At 36.5% G+C, this 24,558-nt stretch carries 23 protein-coding genes, 2 pseudogenes and 1 riboswitch; of the genes and pseudogenes, 6 read left to right on the forward strand and 19 right to left on the reverse strand.

Annotated elements, in window-relative coordinates; translation table 11 throughout:
- Window positions 1-51 precede the first annotated feature (51 nt).
- The 6 genes from J416_RS03890 to ade form a co-directional block, all read right to left on the reverse strand.
- Window positions 52-2,109, reverse strand: coding sequence for an SA1320 family protein (locus J416_RS03890; RefSeq protein ID WP_003465279.1), 2,058 nt, complete (start codon window positions 2,107-2,109; stop codon window positions 52-54).
- 26 nt (window positions 2,110-2,135) lie between these two features.
- Window positions 2,136-3,074, reverse strand: coding sequence for a DUF1672 family protein (locus J416_RS03895; protein WP_003465280.1), 939 nt, complete (start codon window positions 3,072-3,074; stop codon window positions 2,136-2,138).
- A 150-nt stretch (window positions 3,075-3,224) separates the two neighbouring features.
- Window positions 3,225-3,533 (reverse strand): hypothetical protein, encoded by a 309-nt coding sequence (locus tag J416_RS03900; RefSeq protein WP_003465282.1) that lies wholly within the window; start codon window positions 3,531-3,533, stop codon window positions 3,225-3,227.
- Window positions 3,534-3,558: 25 nt separating this feature from the next.
- Window positions 3,559-4,500: a DUF1672 family protein gene (locus J416_RS03905; RefSeq protein WP_003465284.1), complete on the reverse strand. Its 942-nt coding sequence runs from the start codon at window positions 4,498-4,500 to the stop codon at window positions 3,559-3,561.
- 472 nt (window positions 4,501-4,972) lie between these two features.
- Window positions 4,973-5,911: a DUF1672 family protein gene (locus J416_RS03915; RefSeq protein ID WP_003465290.1), complete on the reverse strand. Its 939-nt coding sequence runs from the start codon at window positions 5,909-5,911 to the stop codon at window positions 4,973-4,975.
- A 223-nt stretch (window positions 5,912-6,134) separates the two neighbouring features.
- Window positions 6,135-7,913 carry an adenine deaminase gene (gene ade / locus J416_RS03920; RefSeq protein ID WP_003465293.1) on the reverse strand — a complete coding sequence of 593 codons (1,779 nt, stop codon included), beginning with the start codon at window positions 7,911-7,913 and terminating at the stop codon, window positions 6,135-6,137.
- A gap of 46 nt (window positions 7,914-7,959) precedes the next feature.
- Window positions 7,960-8,061: riboswitch (purine riboswitch) on the reverse strand.
- A gap of 74 nt (window positions 8,062-8,135) precedes the next feature.
- Here ade and J416_RS03925 point away from each other — a divergent pair.
- Window positions 8,136-8,753 carry a YesL family protein gene (locus J416_RS03925; RefSeq protein ID WP_003465295.1) on the forward strand — a complete coding sequence of 206 codons (618 nt, stop codon included), beginning with the start codon at window positions 8,136-8,138 and terminating at the stop codon, window positions 8,751-8,753.
- A gap of 197 nt (window positions 8,754-8,950) precedes the next feature.
- On the opposite strand, the gene J416_RS03930 is transcribed toward J416_RS03925, so the two are convergent.
- From J416_RS03930 to J416_RS15675, 7 genes and pseudogenes are all read right to left on the reverse strand, one after another.
- Window positions 8,951-9,379: a CBS domain-containing protein gene (locus J416_RS03930; protein ID WP_003465298.1), complete on the reverse strand. Its 429-nt coding sequence runs from the start codon at window positions 9,377-9,379 to the stop codon at window positions 8,951-8,953.
- A 94-nt stretch (window positions 9,380-9,473) separates the two neighbouring features.
- Window positions 9,474-10,349, reverse strand: coding sequence for a carbohydrate ABC transporter permease (locus tag J416_RS03935; protein ID WP_003465302.1), 876 nt, complete (start codon window positions 10,347-10,349; stop codon window positions 9,474-9,476).
- A 22-nt stretch (window positions 10,350-10,371) separates the two neighbouring features.
- Window positions 10,372-11,249 (reverse strand): annotated as a pseudogene (locus tag J416_RS03940) (carbohydrate ABC transporter permease).
- An 81-nt stretch (window positions 11,250-11,330) separates the two neighbouring features.
- On the reverse strand, window positions 11,331-12,668 hold the full coding sequence (locus J416_RS03945) for an ABC transporter substrate-binding protein (RefSeq protein WP_003465305.1): 1,338 nt from the start codon (window positions 12,666-12,668) through the stop codon (window positions 11,331-11,333).
- Window positions 12,669-12,787: 119 nt separating this feature from the next.
- Window positions 12,788-13,558, reverse strand: a complete 771-nt coding sequence (locus tag J416_RS03950; protein WP_003465308.1) for a response regulator transcription factor — start codon at window positions 13,556-13,558, stop codon at window positions 12,788-12,790.
- Window positions 13,555-15,300, reverse strand: a complete 1,746-nt coding sequence (locus J416_RS03955; protein WP_003465312.1) for a sensor histidine kinase — start codon at window positions 15,298-15,300, stop codon at window positions 13,555-13,557. Before J416_RS03955 ends, J416_RS03950 begins: the two co-directional genes overlap by 4 nt.
- 359 nt (window positions 15,301-15,659) lie before the next feature.
- Window positions 15,660-15,860: a hypothetical protein gene (locus J416_RS15675; RefSeq protein WP_156809504.1), complete on the reverse strand. Its 201-nt coding sequence runs from the start codon at window positions 15,858-15,860 to the stop codon at window positions 15,660-15,662.
- A gap of 352 nt (window positions 15,861-16,212) precedes the next feature.
- On the opposite strand from J416_RS15675, the gene J416_RS03965 reads away from it, so the two are divergent.
- The 3 genes from J416_RS03965 (at window position 16,213) to J416_RS03975 (ending at window position 17,552) form a co-directional block, all read left to right on the forward strand.
- Window positions 16,213-16,656: a YrvL family regulatory protein gene (locus tag J416_RS03965; protein WP_003465317.1), complete on the forward strand. Its 444-nt coding sequence runs from the start codon at window positions 16,213-16,215 to the stop codon at window positions 16,654-16,656.
- A 52-nt stretch (window positions 16,657-16,708) separates the two neighbouring features.
- Window positions 16,709-17,056: a hypothetical protein gene (locus J416_RS03970; protein WP_003465319.1), complete on the forward strand. Its 348-nt coding sequence runs from the start codon at window positions 16,709-16,711 to the stop codon at window positions 17,054-17,056.
- 106 nt (window positions 17,057-17,162) lie between these two features.
- Entirely contained in the window at window positions 17,163-17,552 is a 390-nt protein-coding gene (locus J416_RS03975) for a hypothetical protein (protein ID WP_003465322.1), read from the forward strand.
- A gap of 374 nt (window positions 17,553-17,926) precedes the next feature.
- Here J416_RS03975 and J416_RS16400 read toward each other — a convergent pair whose 3' ends face one another.
- The 3 genes and pseudogenes from J416_RS16400 to J416_RS03985 form a co-directional block, all read right to left on the reverse strand.
- Entirely contained in the window at window positions 17,927-18,322 is a 396-nt protein-coding gene (locus J416_RS16400; protein WP_169331758.1) for an HAD-IIB family hydrolase, read from the reverse strand.
- A complete protein-coding gene (locus tag J416_RS16405; protein WP_052000926.1) occupies window positions 18,253-18,777 on the reverse strand; it encodes an HAD family hydrolase in 525 nt (174 codons plus the stop codon). The genes J416_RS16400 and J416_RS16405 overlap by 70 nt, the downstream gene beginning before the upstream one ends.
- Before the next feature lie 136 nt (window positions 18,778-18,913).
- A pseudogene (locus J416_RS03985) lies at window positions 18,914-19,887 on the reverse strand (ring-cleaving dioxygenase).
- A 737-nt stretch (window positions 19,888-20,624) separates the two neighbouring features.
- On the opposite strand from J416_RS03985, the gene J416_RS03995 reads away from it, so the two are divergent.
- Both J416_RS03995 and J416_RS04000 read left to right on the forward strand, forming a co-directional pair.
- Window positions 20,625-21,845 (forward strand): hypothetical protein, encoded by a 1,221-nt coding sequence (locus tag J416_RS03995; protein WP_003465327.1) that lies wholly within the window; start codon window positions 20,625-20,627, stop codon window positions 21,843-21,845.
- Window positions 21,842-22,504, forward strand: a complete 663-nt coding sequence (locus J416_RS04000; protein ID WP_003465331.1) for an ABC transporter ATP-binding protein — start codon at window positions 21,842-21,844, stop codon at window positions 22,502-22,504. The genes J416_RS03995 and J416_RS04000 overlap by 4 nt, the downstream gene beginning before the upstream one ends.
- Window positions 22,505-22,839: 335 nt before the next feature.
- Here J416_RS04000 and J416_RS04005 read toward each other — a convergent pair whose 3' ends face one another.
- From J416_RS04005 to J416_RS04015, 3 genes are all read right to left on the reverse strand, one after another.
- Window positions 22,840-23,241 carry a hypothetical protein gene (locus J416_RS04005; RefSeq protein ID WP_003465334.1) on the reverse strand — a complete coding sequence of 134 codons (402 nt, stop codon included), beginning with the start codon at window positions 23,239-23,241 and terminating at the stop codon, window positions 22,840-22,842.
- A gap of 105 nt (window positions 23,242-23,346) precedes the next feature.
- Window positions 23,347-23,589 (reverse strand): indolepyruvate ferredoxin oxidoreductase subunit alpha, encoded by a 243-nt coding sequence (locus tag J416_RS04010; RefSeq protein ID WP_003465335.1) that lies wholly within the window; start codon window positions 23,587-23,589, stop codon window positions 23,347-23,349.
- A 117-nt stretch (window positions 23,590-23,706) separates the two neighbouring features.
- Window positions 23,707-24,546 (reverse strand): aldo/keto reductase, encoded by an 840-nt coding sequence (locus J416_RS04015; RefSeq protein ID WP_003465338.1) that lies wholly within the window; start codon window positions 24,544-24,546, stop codon window positions 23,707-23,709.
- Window positions 24,547-24,558: the final 12 nt, after the last annotated feature.

Below are 24,558 nucleotides of genomic sequence, written 5' to 3' on the forward strand. Positions count from 1 at the left end.
AGCGCCTCATTTAATAAACGGTCACTCGTTGAACTTGTTGGTGAAGTATGTTCATATTGATTTTGACTTTTGAGGTTGAACCATGAGAGCTTCGATTGTCTCCGCTTGTTCACCCGATAGTTGATAGGTAATGTCATCAAATAATACATCCATTTCTTCGAGTATCGCCATCGCTGCACGGTTGTATAGGTAGGCATCATGAAATGAATGACCTTCAAAAATCGCATTTTCTATATACGGGCGAAACTCTCGTAACAGTTCAGGGAAGTGGTTACTTAACCGGTTCAGCGCTATACGCACACCTTCCACACGGTCTCCTAAGGTGTCAAGGGGAGAGAGGGTTTGCTGCACGCGTTCACGGATCATTTCATCATAATTGCTGAACATCCCCACAAGTCTTCCTGGTATATTCGATGTGAATAACGCCGAGGTACTTTGTTTAATTGTCGCTGAAGTTGTCTCAATCGCATGCTCTATGACGTAAATAATTCCAACTAAGGAACGAAGCAAAGGCTGGATAAAAGCATAACTAATGTTGGTCATACGTGTATAAGCTTGATCAAGTTGTTTTTCACGTATTTTTAATTGTTCTTCTACATAAGGTGATGTTTCCATCGTATAATGGGAATCATAACGAAGAATATCAAGTAGTGGAAAATCCAAATGTTGATGACGAATGCCATCAGCTAACTGGAGATCTTTTTCGTAAAACGTGTCTCCGGTCAATGCCACTTGTTGCTTTAATGTTTCTAACTGACGAAACAACTGCTTTTGGTTGCGAGCAATCACTTGATAATGAGCCGCAAGCTCTTCTACAACGGCATCTTCCCAGGAATGAATTCCACCATAGAGCAATGAGGGAAGTGTATCACGTAATAATAAACGAAATTGTTTCGCCAATTGATCCACTTCTTCCTGTAAATCTTCTAGTGGCTGCCGTACCTGTCGAAAAATGCTTTCTACATCAATGTTTTTCCGAAAAATAAATTCCGCTAGTTCTACAGGCGGTGCATTCAATAGATGATTGAGTGACTGACATCGTTCTTCCGCTCTATTGACATAGCTGATCCATTCATCTATCTCATTTTGTAAATTCGATGCATAACCGGTAATACCTTGGAATAACCAACTATCCGCTGCTTTTTCCACCGCATTCGTCCATGTTTCTTGCATCGTTGTGATACGCTGTGGTTTCTTTTGGTGTTCATCATCAACAATTTCTTTGGCATGTAACAAGTACCGATCGGCTAATTCAAGACGTTCAATGACCCTTTGTCCCAACCCTGTTGCCAATTGATCTAACGTATCGGGATTAATATCAATACGAAATGCTTTTCGCATCCCATATAAAGGAACGTCTGTCCAAATGCTTGTGACAATATGTTCATCCGCATCTATACGTATCTTGCCCGCCCCGGGTTGTCCCGCTTCACGAACTTGGTAATATTGTCCCCCATCATCACGTCGGACATAGCCTGTATGATTGCTTCCAATAACAGTTGCCATGGTTTCTTGACCAAATCCGATACCATTCATGGTACCATTATGGATGTCAATTTGTTTGCCAGGGATTCGTTCGTCATAACCAAGCGCCGTTAGCGTTCCCGTTAACACATCATATTTACTAAAATAGTTAGTCACATTATGATAGTCCTCATCTGTGTCCATCATTCCTTTAGGTAGTAACGCAGGATTTAGCGTTACCGACCGAACGTCCGTATGCGTTACACCAACAGCATTTGCTAGAGCGCCACCTAGCGAATTTCCCGCTACCGAAGAAACCTTATATTTCTCATCCATCTGTTCATAATAATCAATCGCCGCTTCGACTTGAGGCACTTCTCGATCTGTCAGCAAATCAAAATCGGTGACAAGGTCTTCTGTTTGATCAGCATTCGTGCCGACGTAGATGACTGTGAACTTTTCTGTTTTTATATTATAAACAGTATAAGCATCTAAACCACTGTCATTATCTTTCTTAGAATGAACAACTCTATACTCATCTTCATTTATATTAATTAAATCTCCAACTTCTAATTCTGAATATGCATGATATCCTCCCAATTCCACAAGATCTTTGTCTGAGCTGAGATTTACATACGATGCCATTCGTCTCCCCCCTCTTTACTTAAAGATTATTTTTTTATTAATTCATTAGGAAAAGCCCATTCAATTGAATTCTCCTTGTCTCCTGTAGCAGTTATTTTATCAATTAAATTGTCGTGTATATAAATGTTATATGCGCCCGTCGGTATATTATCATTATCTTTCAATGTTTCTTTCAATTCTTTAAGTGCATTAGGACTAGGATCTATTTGTTTTTGTCTCATAAATAATTTTATAGAAATTGCAACATTTTGAGGATCTATTTCTTCCTTCTTGACCAGTTGAGTCCATTCTTCATAATTTTTATTAGACTCATCGAGATACTCTTTGATAACTCGCTGAAAAACATCCGAAGTGTCAGAATTAAAGATTGTGACTGAATAATATTCATTGCTAAACCTGTTAGCTCCTAGCGACATTATTTCTGAATTTTTACCAACTAATTTATGCTTTGAGGCAACTTCTTGAATTAAGTTGGTTAAATTATTAAATTCTTCTTCAAATACCATCCCATACACACCAGCCATAATCGCGTTTTCCACTTGTCCTTCTTGCGTAAAAACCCCTTCGGTTACAATTTCTTTTGTTGCTTGGTTGATAGGAATAACGGCATAGGTGTAAAAATGCGGTTCGCCTACAGATTCGACAAATACGGTTGCTCCATCCTTATTACCAACTATTTGATGAACGCTGACTTCTGTCTTGTATTCTTCTTGGAAAAAGTCTTTCACTGCCTCTTCGATAACTTCACGATTGTCGTTGGCAATGCGGTCATTTTCCTTACCATTTGCGAGTGTATAGCCTTCTCCGGTATATTCCTGCACCGAAACATACCTATCACTATTTTCATAGGATGAGTCATCTGTTTGTTCGTTTTGATCGTCACCATTTTCATCATTCATTGATAAACAACCTCCTAGTAAAGTCATTCCAATTATTACTAATACCATAAGTACAGTCCGTTTCATGAGGAAAACCTCCTTCTAGTGGTCGCGCGAATCCATTGTAAAGGATATACAGGAAAAATCAAGCATTTGTGTTGTAAATTGTGGAAAATAAGCAAAAGGAAGGATGATATATAGGGATATGAGTTATACATAGATTAATGATAGGACAATCTACTTATTGTTTTTGTTTATGAACATCGATCGACAAATATGTTTCAAGCCTGTCAACAAATCAAAATCAGTGACAAGGTCTTCTGTTTGATCAGCATTCGTGCCGACGTAGATGACAGTATACTCTTTTGTAGATATATTTTGTACCGTAAGTGCATCTAAACCATGAAAAGAATCATAGTTAACATTTACTTCAGTGTAAGTTTCCCCACTTACTACAATTTCATCTGTTATCTGATAGTCCAAATAAGCATGGTACCCTGCTAACTCAACTAAATGTTCGTCCGGTGTTATTTTATATGCATTCATAATGTTTAAAAGACTTAACTCCCATTCACTTCTTTTCTATATAGTTAGGATTTGATCGTTCTAGCGAATTATTAATTTTATATCCAGTAGCTCTTTTTTTATTAATGTAATTATTATGAAGAAAAACGCTATATAACCCTTTAGGAATTTCTTTAGAATGTTCTATAGTTTTTATTACTGCTTGAAAAGCTTCATTACTTGGTTTTTCACCTTTTTCCATATATAGATTAATTGCAATACTAATAGAATCAATATTTATATTGTTTCCATCTAAGATATTTCTCCAATACTCTTTGCTCCGATTTGGATTATCTAGATATGATTCTAATAATTTCTTATAAGGTTTTTCATCAAAAATAGACACAAAGTAATATTGATTGCTAAAGCGATTTGCTCCTACTGGTATAGCTTTTTTATTTAATCCCGTTAAATTATAATTCTCACTTAATTTTTCAATTTTCTGAGTCAAATTTTGAAACTGTTCCTCAAACACTAGCCCATAAATACTGGCGATAATAGCATCTTCAATTTGTCTTTCTTGTGACCAAACACCACTTGTCTCTATTTCTTTTGTTGCTTGGTTGATAGGAATAACGGCATAGGTGTAAAAATGCGGTTCGCCTACAGATTCGACAAATACGGTTGCTCCATCCTTATTACCAACTATTTGATGAACGCTGACTTCTGTCTTGTATTCTTCTTGGAAAAAGTCTTTTACTGCCTCTTCGATAACTTCACGATTGTCGTTGGCAATGCGATCATTTTCCTTACCATTTGCGAGTGTATAGCCTTCTCCGGTATATTCCTGCACCGAGACATACCTATCATTATTTTCATATGAAGGACTATTTGTTTGATTCGTTTCATTATCGTTTTTTCTATCACTATTTTCATCATTCATTGATAAACAACCTCCTAGTAAAGTCATTCCAATTATCACTAATAATATAAGTACAGTCCGTTTCATGAGGAAAACCTCCTTCTAGTGGTCGCGCGAATCTATTGTAAGGGATATACAGGGTAAATCAAGTATTTATATTGTAAATTGTGGAAAATAAGCAAAAGGAAGGATGATATATAAGGAGATGAGTTATACATAGATTAATGATAGGACAATATACTTATTGCTTTTGTTTCTGAATAACGATCGACAAATATGTTTCAAGCTTGCCAGCAAATCAAAATCGGTGACAAGGTCTTCTGTTTGATCAGCATTCGTGCCGACGTAGATGACAGTATACTCTTTTGTAGATATATTTGTGCGTCGAGACCAGATTTACGTTTGTAATTCGTATCAAGGACCTCATACTCAGATTGATTAACTTTTATTCTATCACCAAACCTATATTCTGAATATGCATGATAACCTGCTAATTCTACTAAATCAGCATCTGTATTTGTTATTGAATAATTTTTTTCATATTCATTGTTCACCTCTATTATTCTTTAACAATATCGTTAGGATAAGCTCTCTCCAATGAATTATCTTTATATCCATCTGCTGTTGTTTTATTAATATAATTGTCATGCAAGAATACTCCATATATACCTTTTGGAATATTATCTGCATTTTCAATTGTTTTAACTAACTCATCAAATGCTTTGCTATTGGGCTCCTTGCTTTTATGCGACATATAAAGGTTAATAGCAAAACCAATATTCTTCGGTTCTATTTGTTCCATATCTATCATATTTCGCCATTCTTCTGTCGTCCGATCGGGATTCTGCAAATAGTTTTCTAAAACTTCCTTGAAAGGCTCCTCCATGCGAATCGTTACAAAATAATACTCATTACTAAAACGATCAGCGCCTATGGCTATGGCTTCTTTACGGATGCCCGTCAAATTATATTTTTCATTTAAATGCTTAATTTTTTGCGTCAGGTTTTGAAATTCTTCTTCAAATACCATCCCATACACACCAGCCATAATCGCGTTTTCTACTTGCCCTTCTTGCGTAAAAACCCCTTCGGTTACAATTTCTTTTGTTGCTTGGTTGATAGGAATAACGGCATAGGTGTAAAAATGCGGCTCGCCTACAGATTCGACAAATACGGTTGCTCCATCCTTATTACCAACTATTTGATGAACGCTGACTTCTGTCTTGTATTCTTCTTGGAAAAAGTCTTTCACTGCCTCTTCGATAACTTCACGATTGTCGTTGGCAATGCGGTCATTTTCCTTGCCATTTGCAAGTGTATAGCCTTCTCCGGTATATTCCTGCACCGAGACATACCTATCACTATTTTCATAGGATGAATCATCTGTTTGTTCGTTTTGATCATCACTATTTTCATTTTGACTATCATTCATCGATAAACAACCTCCTAGTAAAACCATTCCAATTATTACTAATAATATAAGTACAGTCCGTTTCATGAGGAAAACCTCCTTCTAGTGGTCGCGCGAATCTATTGTAAAGGATACACAGGAAAAATCAAGAATTTATATTGTAAATTGTGGAAAAAAGGAAAGGGGATTATTAAAATATAAAACTTTTGATCGATAAATCTTTATAATAATCATTTTCAATCATTGTATAATAACGTATTAAAAGAGAGGGTTTTGCCATTTCAAACGGCAAAACCCTCTCTTCAGCTTCTTAATTTCTAATAACATCGATCAATTCAAACTTCGTCACATCGACTAATCCTCGATTGGAAATGCGGATATCTGGTATCACTGGTAAGGCAATCAATGAAAAGGTCATAAACGGTGCATGGATGGGGCAACCTAACTGTTTCCATGCATCCTCTAATTGTCTCACTTGTTCTACCACTACATCAAGTGGCTCATCAGACATAAGCCCTGCAATTGGCATCGGAACATGTGCCAATACCTTCCCTTGATCAACAACAATCATGCCACCGCCTGATTTTGCGAGCTCATTAGCGGCTAGTTGCATATCTTCTGGGTTGATTCCCATCACCAATAAATTATGACTGTCATGTCCAACCGTTGAAGCTACCGCACCCGTTTTCAGTTGAAAGCCTTGCGCAAACCCAAGAGATATATCACCTGACTGATGATGACGATCAATACAAGCAAGGTGCACAATATCTTGATCGAGATCCGGTTGTACGACACCATTCTTTACATCCAGCGTCGCAGTAAATTGTTCTGTGCGAGCATTATTTTCAATGACTCGAATACCGTTGATCTCGACGTTTTGCTTTTGATTCGTTTGCAATAAAAAATCCTCTGCTGTTAAAGGTCGTGGCAGTTTGACTGTATCTTTGGCTTCAGCTGGATAATGATATGCCGGCATGTCAAAAATGAGTTGGCCATTCGCTACAACCACTTGACCCTTTGTGATAACAGTATCCGGCTCAATCGTCGCCAGGTCATCAAAGATGATGATGTCTGCAATTTTGCCTGGCGTAACGCTTCCTCTTTCTTTGTCCATATGATAATAACGCGCTACATTGATCGTTGCCATTTGAATGGCTTCGACTGGATCAACGCCTTCTTCCATTGCTCGACGAACCACATGGTTGAGCTGTCCTTTTTCAACTAATGTCTGTGGATAAACATCGTCAGTCACAAGGGACACATTGGTTGAATCTACGCCGTCTTCGGTAACAATTTTGATCACTTCTTCAACATCATGCCAAGCAGAACCCTCACGAACCATGACATGCATCCCTAACCGGGCTTTTTCTAATGCCTGTTGTCTCGCAACGGTTTCATGACAAGAGTCTACACCAGAAGCAATGTAAGCTTGTAACATTTCGTTTGTCCCGTCTGGGAAATGGCCTGTGACGGTTTGATTCGCAGCCATTGTCGCTTCAATCTCACCGATCATTTTCGGATCATTGTAAACAACGCCTGGAAAATTCATCACTTCACCTAAACCGACGACACCTTCCCAACGAAGGCCTTCTTCAATATCTTTCACATGTAACTCTGCACCAGCGTCCTCTAAATCAGAAGTTGCTGGCACACAAGATGGAAATGTCGTAAATACGTGTAACGGTAAGTTCTGACCTTCTTCATGCATCAGCCTTACCCCTTGTGCACCCAACACGTTCGCAATTTCATGCGGATCCATAAAAATAGAGGTCGTGCCTTTTTCCAGTGCTACCTTCGCAAATTCGGTCACTGATAACATCGTACTTTCCACATGCATATGACCATCCATCAGTCCTGGAGATACATATTTTCCTTGTGCATTGATTACTTCAGTCGTTGGCCCAATACATTGATCGACCGAACCAACATAAGCGATTCGACTTCCTTTTATGGCGATACTTTGATTATCAATGAACTCTTTTGTCATGACATTAACGAGTGTTGCGTTTTTGATGACTATATCAGCGTATTCTTCACCTAACGCTACTTTTCGTAAACTTGCTCGTTCTTCTCTTGCTGATTGATTCATGTTCATTCTCCTCTCGCTCGTAGTACAAAAACATGCTACATGGAGGAGATGTTTCATCCTCACAAGTAGTTTAGTGATTTACGGTCACTAAGTAGAAACGCTCAAACCATATTATCGAGCTTATACATGTTTTTTCTATGGTACGCTTGTTTCTAGTATAACGTCAATCATTTTTTTGTTAAAATAAAAGCAGAAAGCGACTACATATTAGGAGAATGAATCATGCGCCAATCATTATTTGCAGCAACAGAATGGATTTATCGTTTCGCTTATGTAAACATACTTTGGATGGCATTTACCATCGTTGGTCTCGGTATTTTTGGTTTATTTCCTGCAACCGTTACCATGTTTACCTTCATACGCAAATGGTTGATGGGAGAATCGGATGTTCCGATATTCCGTCAATTTTGGAGCACATATAAGAATGAGTTTTTGAGAAGTAATATGATCGGATTGGTCTTTTATTTTTTCGGATTAACGATACTACTTAATTTACAATTTATGCGAATGAATGAAGGCTCTTACTCAATATTGATACAACTCCCATTATATATGTTCATATTCATTGTTATCATGACATTGATATACGTCATTCCGTGCTATGTTCATTACGATGTTAGATTTCGCGATATTTGGAAAAACGCTTTTTTTATCATGTTGATTCATCCATTGCACAATGCAGCCATGATCATCGGATGTGCAACGCTACTTTATGTTATGTGGTTGATTCCAGGTAGCTTGTTTTTCTTTGCAGGAAGTGCAGTGGCATATATTATCATGGGAACTTGTTATCATGCGTTTCAAAAAGTGCAGGAAAAAAAACGTCAAATGGAAACGTAAAAACAGGCTATCTATTTGGCTCAGCCAATCTCCTTATTCTTGCGACATTTAAAATAATTTTGCGAGATTGGCTATCATTTTGCGAAAATATCTCTTTTTTTGCGAACTCTGCTAAAATTTTGCGAAAAGCCCTCTTAATTTTGCAAAAATCTCATAAACGACAAAGGTTGCCCCATTGATTTGGGACAACCTTTATCTTAATGTAATTCTGGTCGTTCTGAGATTTCTTCTAATGCTTCTCCAGCTGCAGAATCACTCATCTTATCAAGCGACAGATCACCAAGTGAAACCATTCCTACCAATTTGTTTTGTTCAACAATAGGAAGACGACGCACTTGATGCTCTGCCATTATTTGACTTGCCTCCTGCAGTGATGCGCTTTGCTCGACATGATATACATGATCGCTCATCACTTCTTCAATAGCAGCAGAGCCTGATTTATCCGCTGCATATCCACGAATCACAAGGTCACGGTCTGTTACCATACCTAGTAATTCACGATCACTTCCACAAACAGGAATCGCACCAACATTCTTTTCCTTCATTTTCTTAGCAGCATCGATTAACTGGTCCTCTTTGCTACAGTAAGATACATCTTCTGTCATGACGTCCTGTACCGTTTTCATCATATCTCCTCCTTCACATGATTTCATACGCCAAGTAGTTTACCCATTTTGGCATAAACCTTGCATAGAAAGAGAATTTTTTCTAACGGTACGACTATCCTTTGACAGAACCTGCTGCAATTCCTTCAACAATGCGATTACTTAAGAATAAAAATGCAATCAATATGGGCACAATACTGATCACTAATGTCGCACCAATTGCTCCCCAATCGGTTAAATACTGTCCTACAAAATTTTGAATACCGACCGTGAGCGTTTTATATTTATCTGAACTAATAAACGTGTTTACGAAAATAAATTCGTTCCAGTTATAAATCATATTAATAATAACCGTCGTTGCCATCACTGGCGTCGTCATAGGTAGTGTGATTTGAAAGAAAATCCGGTGTATAGAACAACCGTCCATCACCGCTGCTTCTTCAATTTCAGTCGGTAAGGTAAGATAGAAACCGTATAAAATCATAATCGTCAATGGTAAGTTAAATGCTGTATAAGACAGAATTAACGATAATGGATGATCAATTAGATTTAATGTCATAAAAAAATCAAATAATGGGATCAAAGCAGCGTGAATCGGCACCATGAGTCCGATCATAAATAGACCAAGAACGAGTTTATTTAATCGCCAATACATCCTCGTAATCGCAAATGTCGCTAAACTCGCTAATAATACCGTTAAGGCAACGGATGCTACAGTAATCCAAACACTGTTAAAAAAATACGTGCTAATATTTCCGTCAGTCCAGGCTTTGACATAATTCATCCATTGTGGATCCTCAGGTAATGCAAAAGGGGACTTCCCAAAAACTTCAGCATTTGTTTTTAACGAAAATTGAAGTAACCAGATTAACGGATAAATCTGAAAGACCGCTACAATTCCGAGCGCAATATATAACAACGTCATACCTATTGTTCTTTTAGATGATTGCTCCTTCTCTGCAGACTTTACTTCTTGACTCGCAACCGCCATTTGTCGCACCTTCCTTTCTCAATTAATATTGTACGTCATCATTTGATGCAGTAAGTTTTCGAGTAAGCCACGTTACAATTAATGTAATTAATAATAAGAAAAAGGCCACCGCACTGCCATAACCAAAATTGTTGTTATTAAATGCATGTTGATACATATATGAAGCGATCACTTCACTTGCACCATTCGGCCCCCCGCCTGTCATCACATAAATTAAATCAAAATATTTCAACGAACCTACAATGGCTAACACGATTGTCACTTTAATGACACTTGCTATTAGTGGCACTTTAATTTTATAGGCAATTTGTATAGGATTGGCACCATCAATTTTAGCGGCTTCTACCAGTTCCTCTGGGACCCCTTTTAATGCCGCATAATAAATAATGATATAAAAACCAGCATACTGCCATAAAATCGCTACAAAAATTGCGTATAAAACTAAATCGCTATCGGCTAGCCATGCAGGAGGATTCTCAATACCAACAGCCTGTAAGAGACTGTTCAACATCCCGTTATTGGATTATAAATTTTGATCCACAATTGAGCGATAGCTACAGAGGACATTAACATGGGAATTAAGTAAATTTTTCGTAATGTATCAGTGCCCTTGATTTTCCCTGATAGAATTAACGAGATCACCAAGTATCCTGCTAAACTTAGCGTAGAAAAAAAGGCTAATAAAAAGGAATGCCATGCACTATCCCTAAATTTCAAATCTGTAAGTAACGACATGTAATTGTCCAATCCGATAAATTCTGGGAGACTGATTCCATTCCAATCTAGCATGCCGTAATAGCCACTAAGGATCATCGGACCATAACCGAGCCCTAAAATAATGAATAATGCTGGAAATATATATAAAGCAATGACGAGTTTGTTAGACATTACTTTCTTCATCACACATACTCCTTTATCATGATAGGATGAAGAAAAGGACATCCCTAAAGGAATATGTCCTTTTCTTTGACTTTATATGACTTATTCTTCTTCTGCTATAGCTGTATCTTGTTCTTCGGCAAATTCTTGAGGCGAGGCTTCCCCACCGAAAAGGGCTTGAATCATATTTAAATGTACTTCAGCTGTACTCGGGCTCATTTGTACATCTGCATATAAAGTCAGATTGGAAGCTTCGTTTAAATCATTTAGAATATCAATATACATTTGCGGAAGATCCATACCTTCTGTGTTTACTTTAGTGGCTGGAATGACACCTGCATCAGTGACCGATCGTTTACCCCATTCTTGAACGAAGAAGGAAACAAAATCCTTCGCTTCCTGTTTAACTTCTGAATTCTCGGCTACAAATAGTCCGACACCTGGTCCACCGACGAAACTATTTCGATCACTATTACCACCTGCAACTGTAGGGAATTTCATATACTCAACCGAATCTCTAAATTCTTTCGGGTTATCTTCATTTGTTGTCCATTCTGGTAAATCCCATGTCGCCATTAGATACATCGCTGCCTGCTCATTGATAAAGTAACCTTTCGCCTCATCATTTCCTAAACCATTAAATCCATTGACAAAAGCACCCATATCAACAAGATTTTGAATTTCTTCAGCTGCTTTGATTAACCCATCATCGCTAAAACTTCCTGTACCATTAATTGCCTCATTTAATGCATCTGGACCTGCGATACGATCAGCTAAATACATATACCACATTGATCCCGTCCAACGATCTTTATTACCTAATGTTACTGGTGTTACACCTTCATCGGCTAATGTTTGTATCGCCGTTTGTAATTCCTCAAATGTTTCTGGTTTCTCAACACCATGTTCATCAAAGATTGCTTTGTTATAATAAATAGGTGTAATGTTTAATTCTAGTGGTAAGCTATATGTGCTACCGTCTACTTGATAAGCCTCAGCCGTGCCTGCAACAAATTGATCTTTAAGCGGACCTTCTAAAAGATCATCCAATGGTGCGAACATATCACCTTCAACATATGGTTCTAAGAAACCGGCTGGCCAAGCCATTCCGACATCTGGTAATTCATTCGATGTCGACAATACTTGTAGCTTTTCCTTATATTGTTCGTTGCCCAAAATCTCTGGATCTACTTTAATCCCTGGATTGTTTGACTCAAATTCAGCAATAATATCGTTGACAATTTTATGATGCTGTTTTGAACTTCCTTCAGGCCATAAGTGCATGAAATCGATAACCTTCTCTTCATCGTTTGAACCGCTTTCATTTTCCTCATTAGCATTATCGCCAGAGGTATTTTGACTAGAACCACTACATGCTGCTAACAAAACTAATACAATGACTCCAAACACCATCAATACTTTTTGCCATTTCCCTTGCATGATACAAAAACCCCCTTAATCATTTGAATGATGATGACAGTTTTAAGTCTAGCACCTTCTTTTATCTTCCGTAAGGTAACAACCATTAGGTAAAATACCACAAATTTTAGAAATCGCTTTCATTTATGTTTGCGGTAAACGTTAGGAGTCATTTGTTCATACTGTTTGAAGATTTTAATAAAATACTTGGACGTATGATAACCAATTTGTTCAGCGATTTCGGTGATTGTGAGATCCGATGATAGTAATAATTTCTTTGCTTGTTGCACCCTTTTTCTCGTGATATATTCACTAAACGTGAGTTGGAGTTCTTCTTTGAATAATGCACTTAAGTAGCTGGCATTTAAATGGACTTCGTCAGCTACTGTTTTTAATGTTAATTCTTCTGCAAAATGTTCATCAATAAAAGCTAACGCTTGTTGAATCGCGGGATTATGATAAGGTTGTTCTTGTGTTTCTAATAGCTCTTCATCAACAATTTTGTCAATGATACTTGATTTTGCCTTTTCTTTTTCCAATTCAACGGCTTTATACACGGTTTCCATCAACTTCTGTTTTGAAATCGGCTTTAACAGGTAGTTCATTACACCTAATTCTAATGCTTCATGAGCGTAATCGAATTCAGAGTAAGCGGAAATAATAATAACAACTGGGTCCTTTGCCTTTGCCTTCAACTTTTTCAGTAAGTCTAAACCAGAAATTTCAGGCATGCGAATATCAGTAATTAATACATGTACTTTCTTTTCCCCGATCAGTTTCATTGCTTCTGTAGCGTTAGCAGCTGTAAGGACATCGAATTGATCAATGCCTGATTTCTCAATCGTTTTTTTAATGCCTTGACGACTCCGTGGCTCATCATCTACGACAACAATCACTTTCTTTTCCATCATTTCTCCCCCTCCTCGATCGGTATAGCAAAGCTTACTACCGTTCCTTCTCCTCGTTTGCTTTTAATGCGTAAGCCTAGATGATTTCTTTCACCATAGAACAGTTGCAGACGTTTCTCGATATTGTGTAATGCCATTCCGCCTGCTTTCTTGGACGAATGACCTGTGTCTATCTGATTCAATACTTTGTCGGTCGTCTCTTCTGTCATTCCTGCTCCGTTATCAATTACTCGAATTTGTAGCAAATGTCTCTCTTCATCCGCTTCCACTTGCACCGTCACGTGGCACATGCCCGAAACATTACTAGCACCATGCAGGATGGCGTTTTCTACTAATGGTTGAATCATTAATTTCGGTATACGAACTGAATACCATTTCGTATGGATGTCTTTCGTCCAACTTAGACGCTCTCCAAAACGCATGCGCATAATTTGCATATAACGATCAATATGGTCTAATTCGTCTTCCATTGTTACCCATTCGTCTTGATTTTCTCGCGTAATCGTATAGCGAAATAACGCCGACATCGCCAATACGATATTCGCCAAGTCCTCTTGATCACGGTCATCCAGCGACCAATATAACGCATCTAACGTATTAAACAAAAAATGAGGATGAATTTGTGCTTGCAAGGCTTTTAGTTCAGTCCGATGTTTCATCAACTCTTTTTCATACACCATTTGCACAAGGTAATTCGTTTCTGAAGCAAGCTGATTATACGTTTGGTTTAATTCGTTAATCTCAACGGTTGAGTGTGTCATCGGATTCTGCGCTAGTACTCCTTCGCTTGCCTGGCGCATCGTTTCTGTTAATTTTGCAATCGGTTTCGAAATATAAGTCGATAGAAAAAATGAAGAAATCAAAAATATGAATAGCCCGATCATCCCAGCAATAATAATCCAGGCTTGTACCGCTGTCATACCACCTGTCAGTTGATTTACGGGTGTTAACATATATAGGGACCATCCCGTTATGGTAGAACGATTTTCAACAAGCATGTATTCTTTTTCGTCTATCGTAATCGTTTGACTATTTGTGTTAAGGATCTTCTTCATTTGATCACCTTGATAATTACTGGCGATCACTCGATTCTCGTTATCCATTAAGATCGTATATTCATTCATTTGCTGACGCTGTTGATTCGGATTTAATTGAAAATAATTGCGGTTGATTCTTGTCACGATATAACCACCAAGCTGAAAATGACGATCCATTAAATTAATCCGACGCCCAATCAGAAAAAAGTTAGGATCTAGCGGATCTTCCCCCATCCAAACTAATTGTCCTTTCGCTTGATTTGCTTTTTGCACCCAACTTGGATCAATACGTGTATTTAGATTTGTTGAATCAATGGGAATGAGTCGCTGATAATCTGCTGTATAGATTTCCACAGAATAAATCCCATCTGCATTGGCCTGAATGCGGTTAACAGTACTCATTAATGATTGTCTTTGCTCAAACGTTGCTGGATGTTCCTTTTTTTCTTGGAGTAAGATATTTTGTAGTTCCTCACTTGTAATCACTTGCTTTGTCATCATGTTTAACTGTTCGAATAACGAGTCATAGCGAGCACTTGACTCCATAGCTGTTTGTCTCATCTGTTCTTCTGCATTGTCCTGCAACATATCGGAGACTAGAATATACGTAATCGTGCTTACAACGGTGAGGACGATAAGCATGACAACAAAATACACAAACAATAGCTGATTTCGTAAAGTATTTCTTTTTTGTAACCAATGCTTCACAGAATGCTACCTCCAGTAATGGTTCGCTCACTTTGTTTATCGGATAACTTAAGTTGATTCTATTATACTATGGAAATGAATGAAAAAAAAGCATAGCTTTGATCACTAGTAGTTCAGCTTTGGAGTACAATGTTGCAATTTGCACCCCTTAATTGAACTACTTTTTTATGTGAAAATGTAGTCGAAATTGTAGGATAAACTACATGTTAATTTGCATCACTAATTATGTGATTTAGAGGATTTTTGGTAATAATATGGTAAAATGAATTAAAGAGCGTTATTCAACTAACGGACAGAAGAGTTTATGAGAGGTGTGATACCATTTATATTATTGTTGTCATTGGGATGGCTGTGTTGCTTTATTTAATGACTTCAACCATAGATGAAGCGACATTGGCAATGGAGAGAGCCGATAATCCACATATCCCATTGTTGAAAATGAGTTTATGGGCATTTTTATTTGGTATCTTAACCGAATGGAAGGCTTTAAAGAACATCATTCTAAAAGGTAATATTAAAATAAATTGGATTTTAGTTCCTTCAATTTTATTGGCAATCATAAGTTTCATTCCTCGGATGTATTGGATTAAGTGGTCTGGTATCTAAATCTCGTTTTTTATAGAAATGTTTCTATTTGCAGAAACTCAAATTCTTCTTACTGCTTTTTCAGGTATTCTGTTCGCTCGGTCGTTTAACGGAAATCAAGATTAAAGTTATTGAAGTAACGGTGGCTTTAGCCTTTAGCTGAACGAGGAGTTGTCGATTTGGCAGTTCCTATTGCTTATTAAAGTAAAGGGCAGGTTAATTCAATAGTGAAACTTTGCTTCTCCCACTTCGTATGTAAGGTATAGTGACAAAATAATAGTAAGTGATTATTATCGTCTTAGTATCTAAAAAGAGAGTTGTATTTATATGTCTGAACATAATGATGATTCATTTCGTGAAAAGAATTTGAAACAAAAAATAGGAACAGTAGTCGGAGTAACACTTTTCATAGCCGTGGTATTAGGTTTTATTATAGGGGTTTACCTGTTTGGGATGGCGGGTATTTTTGAATTACTAGGTATTCAATACACTTCTGTTTGGTCATTGATTATTTTTGTTGTCAGTTTTTTTGTTCTCGCTTCTATTGTCGAACTGTTTTCTAAACCAATTTCTGAACTAATTACAGGAAAATTTGAAACTTTGCTTATCCAGTTTAGTATTCAAAGTCTATCAAATTGGTTATGCCTTTTTATAGTGGATGTATTTATGGGTGGTATTGCACTCACCTTGAAAACAGGGCTGATAGTTGCGATATTACTGACTTCACTTGAAATGGTATTTGAAGATAAAGAAAATAAGAGTAAATCTTAAACAATCGGATGGATAAAGTTGAAGAATGAGGTTAGGTAGGGGGGGACAGTATTTGAATATAGATACTGATTCATTGGTTACTTTCCTTATTATGTGGGGAATACCAACTTTTATGGTTGTTAGAACTTATTTGAAAATGGATACAGATGATAGGAACTCTGCAAAGAAAGATTTTAAATCGCCACATTTTGTTTTCACTTTCGGCTTACTTTTAGTAGGTTATTTTTTCGCTTCTTTTGGTAATCTACTGACACTAAATATCATTAAGTTACTTGGAATTTTCTTAATGATTATAGCAGGGATTACAATTACGGTGGATATGTGGAGGAAAAATAAAATTAAAAGTATGTTAACACCAATGCTTATTGCAGTCGCAATTTTCTTCTTGATTAAGTCATAGAAACACAGAATTCATTATTGTGCTAAAGGGTGCTGGAATAGAAATTAACGCCAATCAGACAATAATGCAATTTAACTATATATCATTTTTTTGTGGGAGTGGTTAAGTGAGTAGAAAAAACTTTAACATAATTGGGTGGATTCTGCTTTTGGGAATGGGTGCTTCGTGGATAGGATTTGGCTATTCAAATTGGTACTTATTATTAACACCAATGGCATACTTTTCTTTTTCAATTAACGATGGCAGCGTTAAAAAATTAGGAAAGATTAAACAGATGTCCTTACTACAAATATTTCTAATATTGTTTGCATTTATTGTATCAGTGGGTATTGTATTTGGTCTTATTCAATTAGCAAATTACCTGATAAATGATATATTTCATTTAACTGGGGTGTTAAAGACACTTAGCGTGATTATTGCTGTGGTGTTTGCATTATACCCTGTTAAGTTTACTTTTGGCAGTGTTATTTATAAGGTAATAAACGCTACAAGATAAAGTTTTGATTTGTCCTACACATTAAGGGAATAGATTTATACAGATAAAACATTGTGACTTTATCACTTAAAGTAACGGGTGCGTTAGTTGAAGAAAAAGGAGCATTTTCCGATAAGGAAGTTGCTCTTGTTTTGTAGGCGAAATTGCATTCGTCTTTGCATTTGGGTCTCCAATAATTATTGGAGGCAAGCATTTTGGTTTACATTTCATTGTGCAAATAGCGACTCAAAACACTTATAAACATTGCTATAGCAACATAAAATGAGCATCAAATTGCCATGAATTCAACGCTCATTTTATAATACATTTTCGCTTTTTGTGCTCCAAAACTGAACTAGAACTACTTACTTCAATCACTATGCTTTCGACATTCATTATGCAAAATAATCATGTAAAAAGTGGTATACACCTTCCTCATCATTTGTAAAAGACGTCTGTTGTTTCGTCATGTCTTTCATTTCATCTGTTGCATTTTTCATAGCTACTGGATATCCAACGTATGCCATCATTGGTAGGTCATTGTTGCTATCGCCAATAGCCATCACTTCTTCTGGATTGATTTGATAGTATTTTAATAGCGCAGCAACACCGGTTGCTTTGTTCACGCCATTTACCATGACCTCAACATTGTGATGAGAGGATGACGATGTTGTAAAAGCTTCTTGCTGTTTCAGTTCTTCTAATTGTTCGATCCATGCCTTCATTTTTTGCTGATGATGACTAAAACAATACATTTTAGCATACGGTTGATCAGGAAGCTCTCCACCCATTGAATATCTCCATTTATCGCTGATTGACGCTCTAACCATTCGTTCATTAACACTTCTTCTGGTTTCTCACCTCTGATCATGTTACCCATATAATCACGGTCTTGTTGGAGTGATATTCTCGAACCATCATTCGGATGCACTTCATAATAGATTTGATGTTCTCTCGCTGAAGCTATTACTCGATCAATTACATGAACAGATAACGAATGTTCATCGATTTTACGACCATGAATATGTGTAATCATCCCATTCGCCGTAACAACACCGTCTAACTGAATATCTTCAGGTGCAGAATCATAGACTTCTAACAAAGAACGGCCGGTCACAATAAACACGAGAATCCCTTTTGCTCGCACATGTTGAATAACTTCTAACGTTCGGTCACTGATTTGATTATGATGATTTAATAACGTTCCATCCATATCTAAACAAAGTGCTTTTATATCGTTTTCCATCCTCTCTTCCCCCTTCGCATCGTGGCTATTATAACATGGAAAGAGGAAATACGCGCGAAAAAATCAGTATGAGAAACTATTGCCATAAGAAGACCTAAAAGCCGCAAAGCCTTTAGGTCATTTTCGTCAAAATGATTTATGGTTTATACTGAATCGGTTTAAGATTAGCTTCAATTTCATCTCGTTTCTCTTCAAGAAAAGGTGGCAAGGCAAGCTGTTCACCCAAATGTTTTTCATCTTCATCTGTTGCAAACCCTGGACCATCTGTCGCTAATTCAATCAATATACCGTTTGGTTCGCGAAAATATAGTGATTGAAAATAATGTCGCTCCACTACACCAGAATTCGGTAAACGTTCTTGTCGAATCCGATCACGCCATTTTTCCAATGCTGCACGATCTTCGACACGAAAAGCAACATGATGGACACTACCTCTTCCTGGCTTTTCTTTTTGTTTAAGATCTTGTCTTTCTTCTACATGCACTTCTGCTCCTGTGCCACCTTCTCCTGTATCAAACACTTCAACTTCAGATTGCCCTTGTTCAAACGGCTGATACGAACCAACGCGGCGAAAACCCAGCACTTCCGTGAGTATTCGTTTGGTCGGTTGGCTATCAGGGACCGTGAACCTTACAGGACCTAGACCAGTCATTCCATATCGCTGTGGAACTAAACTATGCTCCCACGGTGTTCCTCCAAGGACTCCTTGATTCGTTTGATCTGATACAAGGACAAGACGTTGATTTTCATGATCTCTAAAATGAATCACTTTTCGACCAAACAACTCACCGATGCGTCATGATCTACCCCGTATTCTTCAAACCGTTCAAGCCAGTATTGCAATGCTTCATCATCAGCTACTCGTAGTGAAGTAAATGAAATACTATTATTCCCTGGGTAGGTATGTCCAGCTCCAAGGATTTCAAAAAAAGTGAGATCGGTACCCGGACGACCGATTTCATCCGCATAAAATAAATGATACATACTTGGGTCATCTTGATTGACTGTTTTTTTCACCAAGCGCATACCCAATGTCTTGGTATAAAAGTCAACATTTCGTTGGGCCTTAGCAGTAATCGCTGATACGTGGTGTATACCTTTTATTTGCAAGCCTGTATCCTCCTTTGGTGTCAATGGTCTATATAGTATACAAGAAAATTATCTTGAATTCAAAATTTTATAGGATGGTGAACTTATTTGTCCGTTTGTGAAGGGTAAAAGGAATTTCCATCTTACTGTATCCGTGAATCATTTCCGTTATAAGATTATATTTTTCTGTAAAATCAATTGGTATTATTATAATTTTCTAATTATTGCATATTATTGGAAATTAAGTTAAAATATATTTGTGGTATATATTTACATTTTTACAACTGCGTAATTGGTATTTATTAAAAGGTGATACTATTGAAATATTCTTTATTTAGATTTATCGACGTTTTTGAGGCGTTTGCTATCTATCTAATCTGTTTTGCTTCAAACTTAATATTTATTTATGTACAAACTTTGAATTTAGAAGAAGTCTCTTATATTTTAGAGTCTTTCATTAAAAGTATTATAGATTATCAAGTTACTATAAATTTTTTTCTTACATTTATTATAATCGTATTTCATTATCAATTTTTAAATCGTAAGAAAACAGAAATATCCTGCCGAATACTTGTAGGAGATACAATGGTACATATTATCATCCGATATATCTTGCATAGTCTAGCTATATTAGTGTTTAGCTTTTTACTATCACTCTCATTAAACTTCTATTTAGAGCTGAAGGTAACCAGCAATCTCTACTTAGTTGTTATTTTTATTATATATATATTAATAAGTGCAGGTCAGGTGAAAAGAGAATGAGAATATTACGTTTTTTTATAACTAGAATATTTTTAAAAAGATGGATACTTGTTTTGGGTATGATCATATTACTTTTTTTAGCTAATTATCTTTCTTTTACTACTGCTCGTTCAGTTATTTCAACTTTTCAAGGTTATCAAGAAATAGAAACTCTGAATCAAGAAGGAACTTTTATTTCTAATCTAGACCCAAATAGTGAAGCTGATTTTGGTAATATTAAAATAGATGATACACAAAAAGTATATGAATATTTGAACAACAATTATACTTATGCTCTGCAAGCCAATGGTTTTGTCACTTCATTAGATAATAAACATAAGATGGATGTTATTTTCAATTATATCAATGAAGAGTCTTATAAAATAAATCAATTTAGATTATCTCAAGGAAAACACTTAAACTTCAATTATAAATTTAATAAAGAAAAAATGCCTGTTTTAGTAGGTGCAGGTCTGGCCAAAACATATCCTGTAGGATCAAATATTGAGATTACAGATCCTGTCACCCAACAACTAGTCAATTTAAAAGTTCAAGGAGTCTTGAAGAAGAATTCTCATCGTTCTAATTTTTATGCTCCCAACTCAAAGACTTATTTTAATTTTTCAATTTTTCTACCTGTTAATGAAGGATTTATTCAAAGTGCAGGTCGCGACCTCCACGTTGGTGGTTTAATGGACATTGCGCTTCTTGATTCGACAAAAGAGAAAGCAATGAATGTAAAAGAACATCTTCAGGAAAATCTAGGTTTAGATTTCAACTTTTTTAATCAACAAGAAAACTTTAATTACTTTGAAGATTATTATGTTGATTCATTAAAAATCATATGTACTATCACCTTGATTTTACTCATAATTATTGTTTGTCTAGCTGTATGGAATAATTTGGTATGTATTCGATTAATGATAAAAGATTTTACAATCAATTTATTAGTTGGATTAAGTTATTCAAAACTAAGAGCCATTTTTTATAGTTATTTTGGAATATTGTTTTCTATTATTATAGCCATATTAATTGTGATAACTGCTATCAATAGATACGGCTTTTGGTTAAGCAAAGACTCAACTTTTGCTACTTACGGAATATTTGGCTTAATAAGTATGGATTGGATGGCTTTACTTATTGTTCTTTTTATAGATTTTATTATTGGGTTTACGATTGTTGAACTTACGATAAGAAAAATTAAAAGTATTCCAATCTCCGTGGGGGTGTTACAATGAATCGTATAATGAAACTAGAAATCCAGGAAAAAACGTTCAAGAAGAAAGGTTTTTCTATCTTAAATGATTTTGATTTGGAAGTTGAACCTGGGGAAAGACTTTCTATTATAGGAGAGTCTGGCGTTGGAAAAACTTCTTTGCTTAATATTATTGGTCTACTGGATACACAATATCAAGGGAGCTATACGCTTTTTGATTCATCTGTTAAGGATTTATCACGAAATAAACTAGCTGAGTGGCGTAATCAAAAAATTGGTTTTGTTCTTCAAGAGTCTGCATTAATTCATTCTTTGACCATAGAGGATAATATTAAATTGCCACTTATGTATGCTAACATTGAAAAAGACCTAACTGCCCAAGATCACTTTAAACAAATTATTAATAAAATTGGGATTGAGTCCATTTTGAAAAAAAAACCGCTTGAGTGTTCTGGTGGCCAACGATCTAGAGCTGTTTTTGCTAGGGCTGTAATGATGAATCCCCAAATAATTTTATCAGATGAACCAACTGCGTCTTTGGACTTAGAAAATAAAGAAAAAATTATCAATCTACTTTTTGATATGAATAAAGAATTCAATACTACTGTTATTACAGTGACTCATGATTTAGATTTAGCCAATCGTCATGAACGAATCATTACTCTCGAAGGGAATGAATAAAATGGGATTCTATATAATGATCATGTCATTCATACTTGGTATATTCTTTACCATTATTGGTGTTTCTCGTAGGAAATGGAATGTTTTATATAAGCTTTTCATAGTGCTAGGAATCATTCTCATTCTTTTTGCTGTTTATTTAGCAAGGCCTCATTAAGAATCATAGTTATATATAGATCATAAATGAGTTATATTTGGTATCTGAGCCTAATAATCAAGAAAGAGTCCGGGGCATAAAAATTCCAATATTAAAAAAAGTGATCAACAATGTTGAAAAAACAATCTGATTGGGAAATGTTTTTATTAGTGAAAAGGATTTCCTGGTAATTTTTCAACTACTGGGAAATCTGTAGTTGTGGATCAAGAGATTTCCTGGTAAATGAAGAATTACTGGGAAAACTACATCTCATTCTAATTAGATTTCCGTGTAAATGACACATTACCGGGAAAACCGTAGTTGATTGTTTAACGATTTCCTGGTAATCTGCGTATTTCATGCAAATAGCGTCGTCATGATCACCTGTTTGATGCATATACCAATTTTCGATGCAAACAGCTATCCTTCCATCCTCTGTTTGACGCATATACCAATTTTCGATGCAAACAGCTATCCTTCCATCCTCTGTTTGACGCATATACCCTTTTTCGATGCAAACGGCTATCCTTCCATCCCCTGTTTGACGCATATACCCATTTTCGATGCAAACAGCTATCCTTCCATCCCCTGTTTGACGCATATACCCATTTTTGATGCAAACAACCCTTTCTATACCTTCTGTTTGACCTATATATCAATAAAAAAAGAGCAAACAACTCTTGTAGCTGCTTGCTCCATTGCCATACTATGATTCTTCTGCGAAAAACGCTTCTGCTTTCTCTAAAAATACTTCTTGATCTGGCGTAAGATCATATTCTTCCTCGATCGCATCCACTGGGCACACTGCTTTACAGGCACCGCAGTCAATACAAATATCTGGTTCTATATAAAATTGATCAGGTCCTTCCACAATACAGTCCACTGGGCATACGGTGGTGCACTCACCAGCTTTTTCTGTTTGGCAAGGTTCAGTGATCACAAAAGCCATGTCGATAGCCTCCTAGATGTAGAAATCTAAGTTAACGATATAATAAATCCATGATCAAATGCAAGTATGATTTTACTAGATTCGAAACAAAAGACGAGGAGCTCCCCCCGTCTCATTTTACGTAATGTTCATTTCGTCTGGGTCTGGCCCAACTCGCTCGTCTTTATTGAGTTGATTCAACTGATCCACTTCTTGTTGGCTAAGCTCAAAATCAAACACATCGGCATTTTCATGAATGCGATGCTGTTTAACGGATTTTGGTATTGTTACAACTTCATTTTGTAAGTCCCAACGCAAAATAACTTGAGCAGGTGACTTACCATGACGTTCAGCAATCTCTTTCAGAACGGGTTCCGATAGAATCTCACCTTGTTTGAGTGGTGACCATGCTTCCAGTTGAATCTGATGTTTTTTACAATAATCGTGCAAGCTTTTCTGTGTTAAATGGGGATGATATTCTACTTGGTTCACCATAGGAACAACATCCGCTTCTTGTAACAAGTCATCTAAGTGATGTTCCTTGAAGTTGCTGACACCAATCGCGCGGATTTTCCCGTCATGATAGAGTTTTTCCATCGCTTTCCACGATTCTTTGTATTTATTTTGTTCTGGAACTGGCCAGTGAATTAAATAAAGATCTAAATAATCCATACCTAACTGTTGTAATGTCGTTTCAAATGCTGCGATTGTTTCATCATATCCTTGATTACCATTCCATAGCTTAGATGTAACAAACAATTCTTCACGTGGAATGCCTGATTCCTTAATCGCTTCACCTACACCTTGTTCATTTTTATAAGCTGCTGCTGTATCAATATGCTTATAGCCATGTTCTAAAGCCCATTTGACTGAATTTTTCACTTCTTCGCCTTCTTGTACTTTAAACACACCTAATCCAAACCATGGCATCTTTACACCATTATGTAGTGTTGTTGTTGATTGCAAGTTCAGTGTCATCGCTACATCCTC

Source organism: Gracilibacillus halophilus YIM-C55.5 (assembly GCF_000359605.1).
GTDB lineage: Bacteria > Bacillota > Bacilli > Bacillales > Amphibacillaceae > Gracilibacillus > Gracilibacillus halophilus.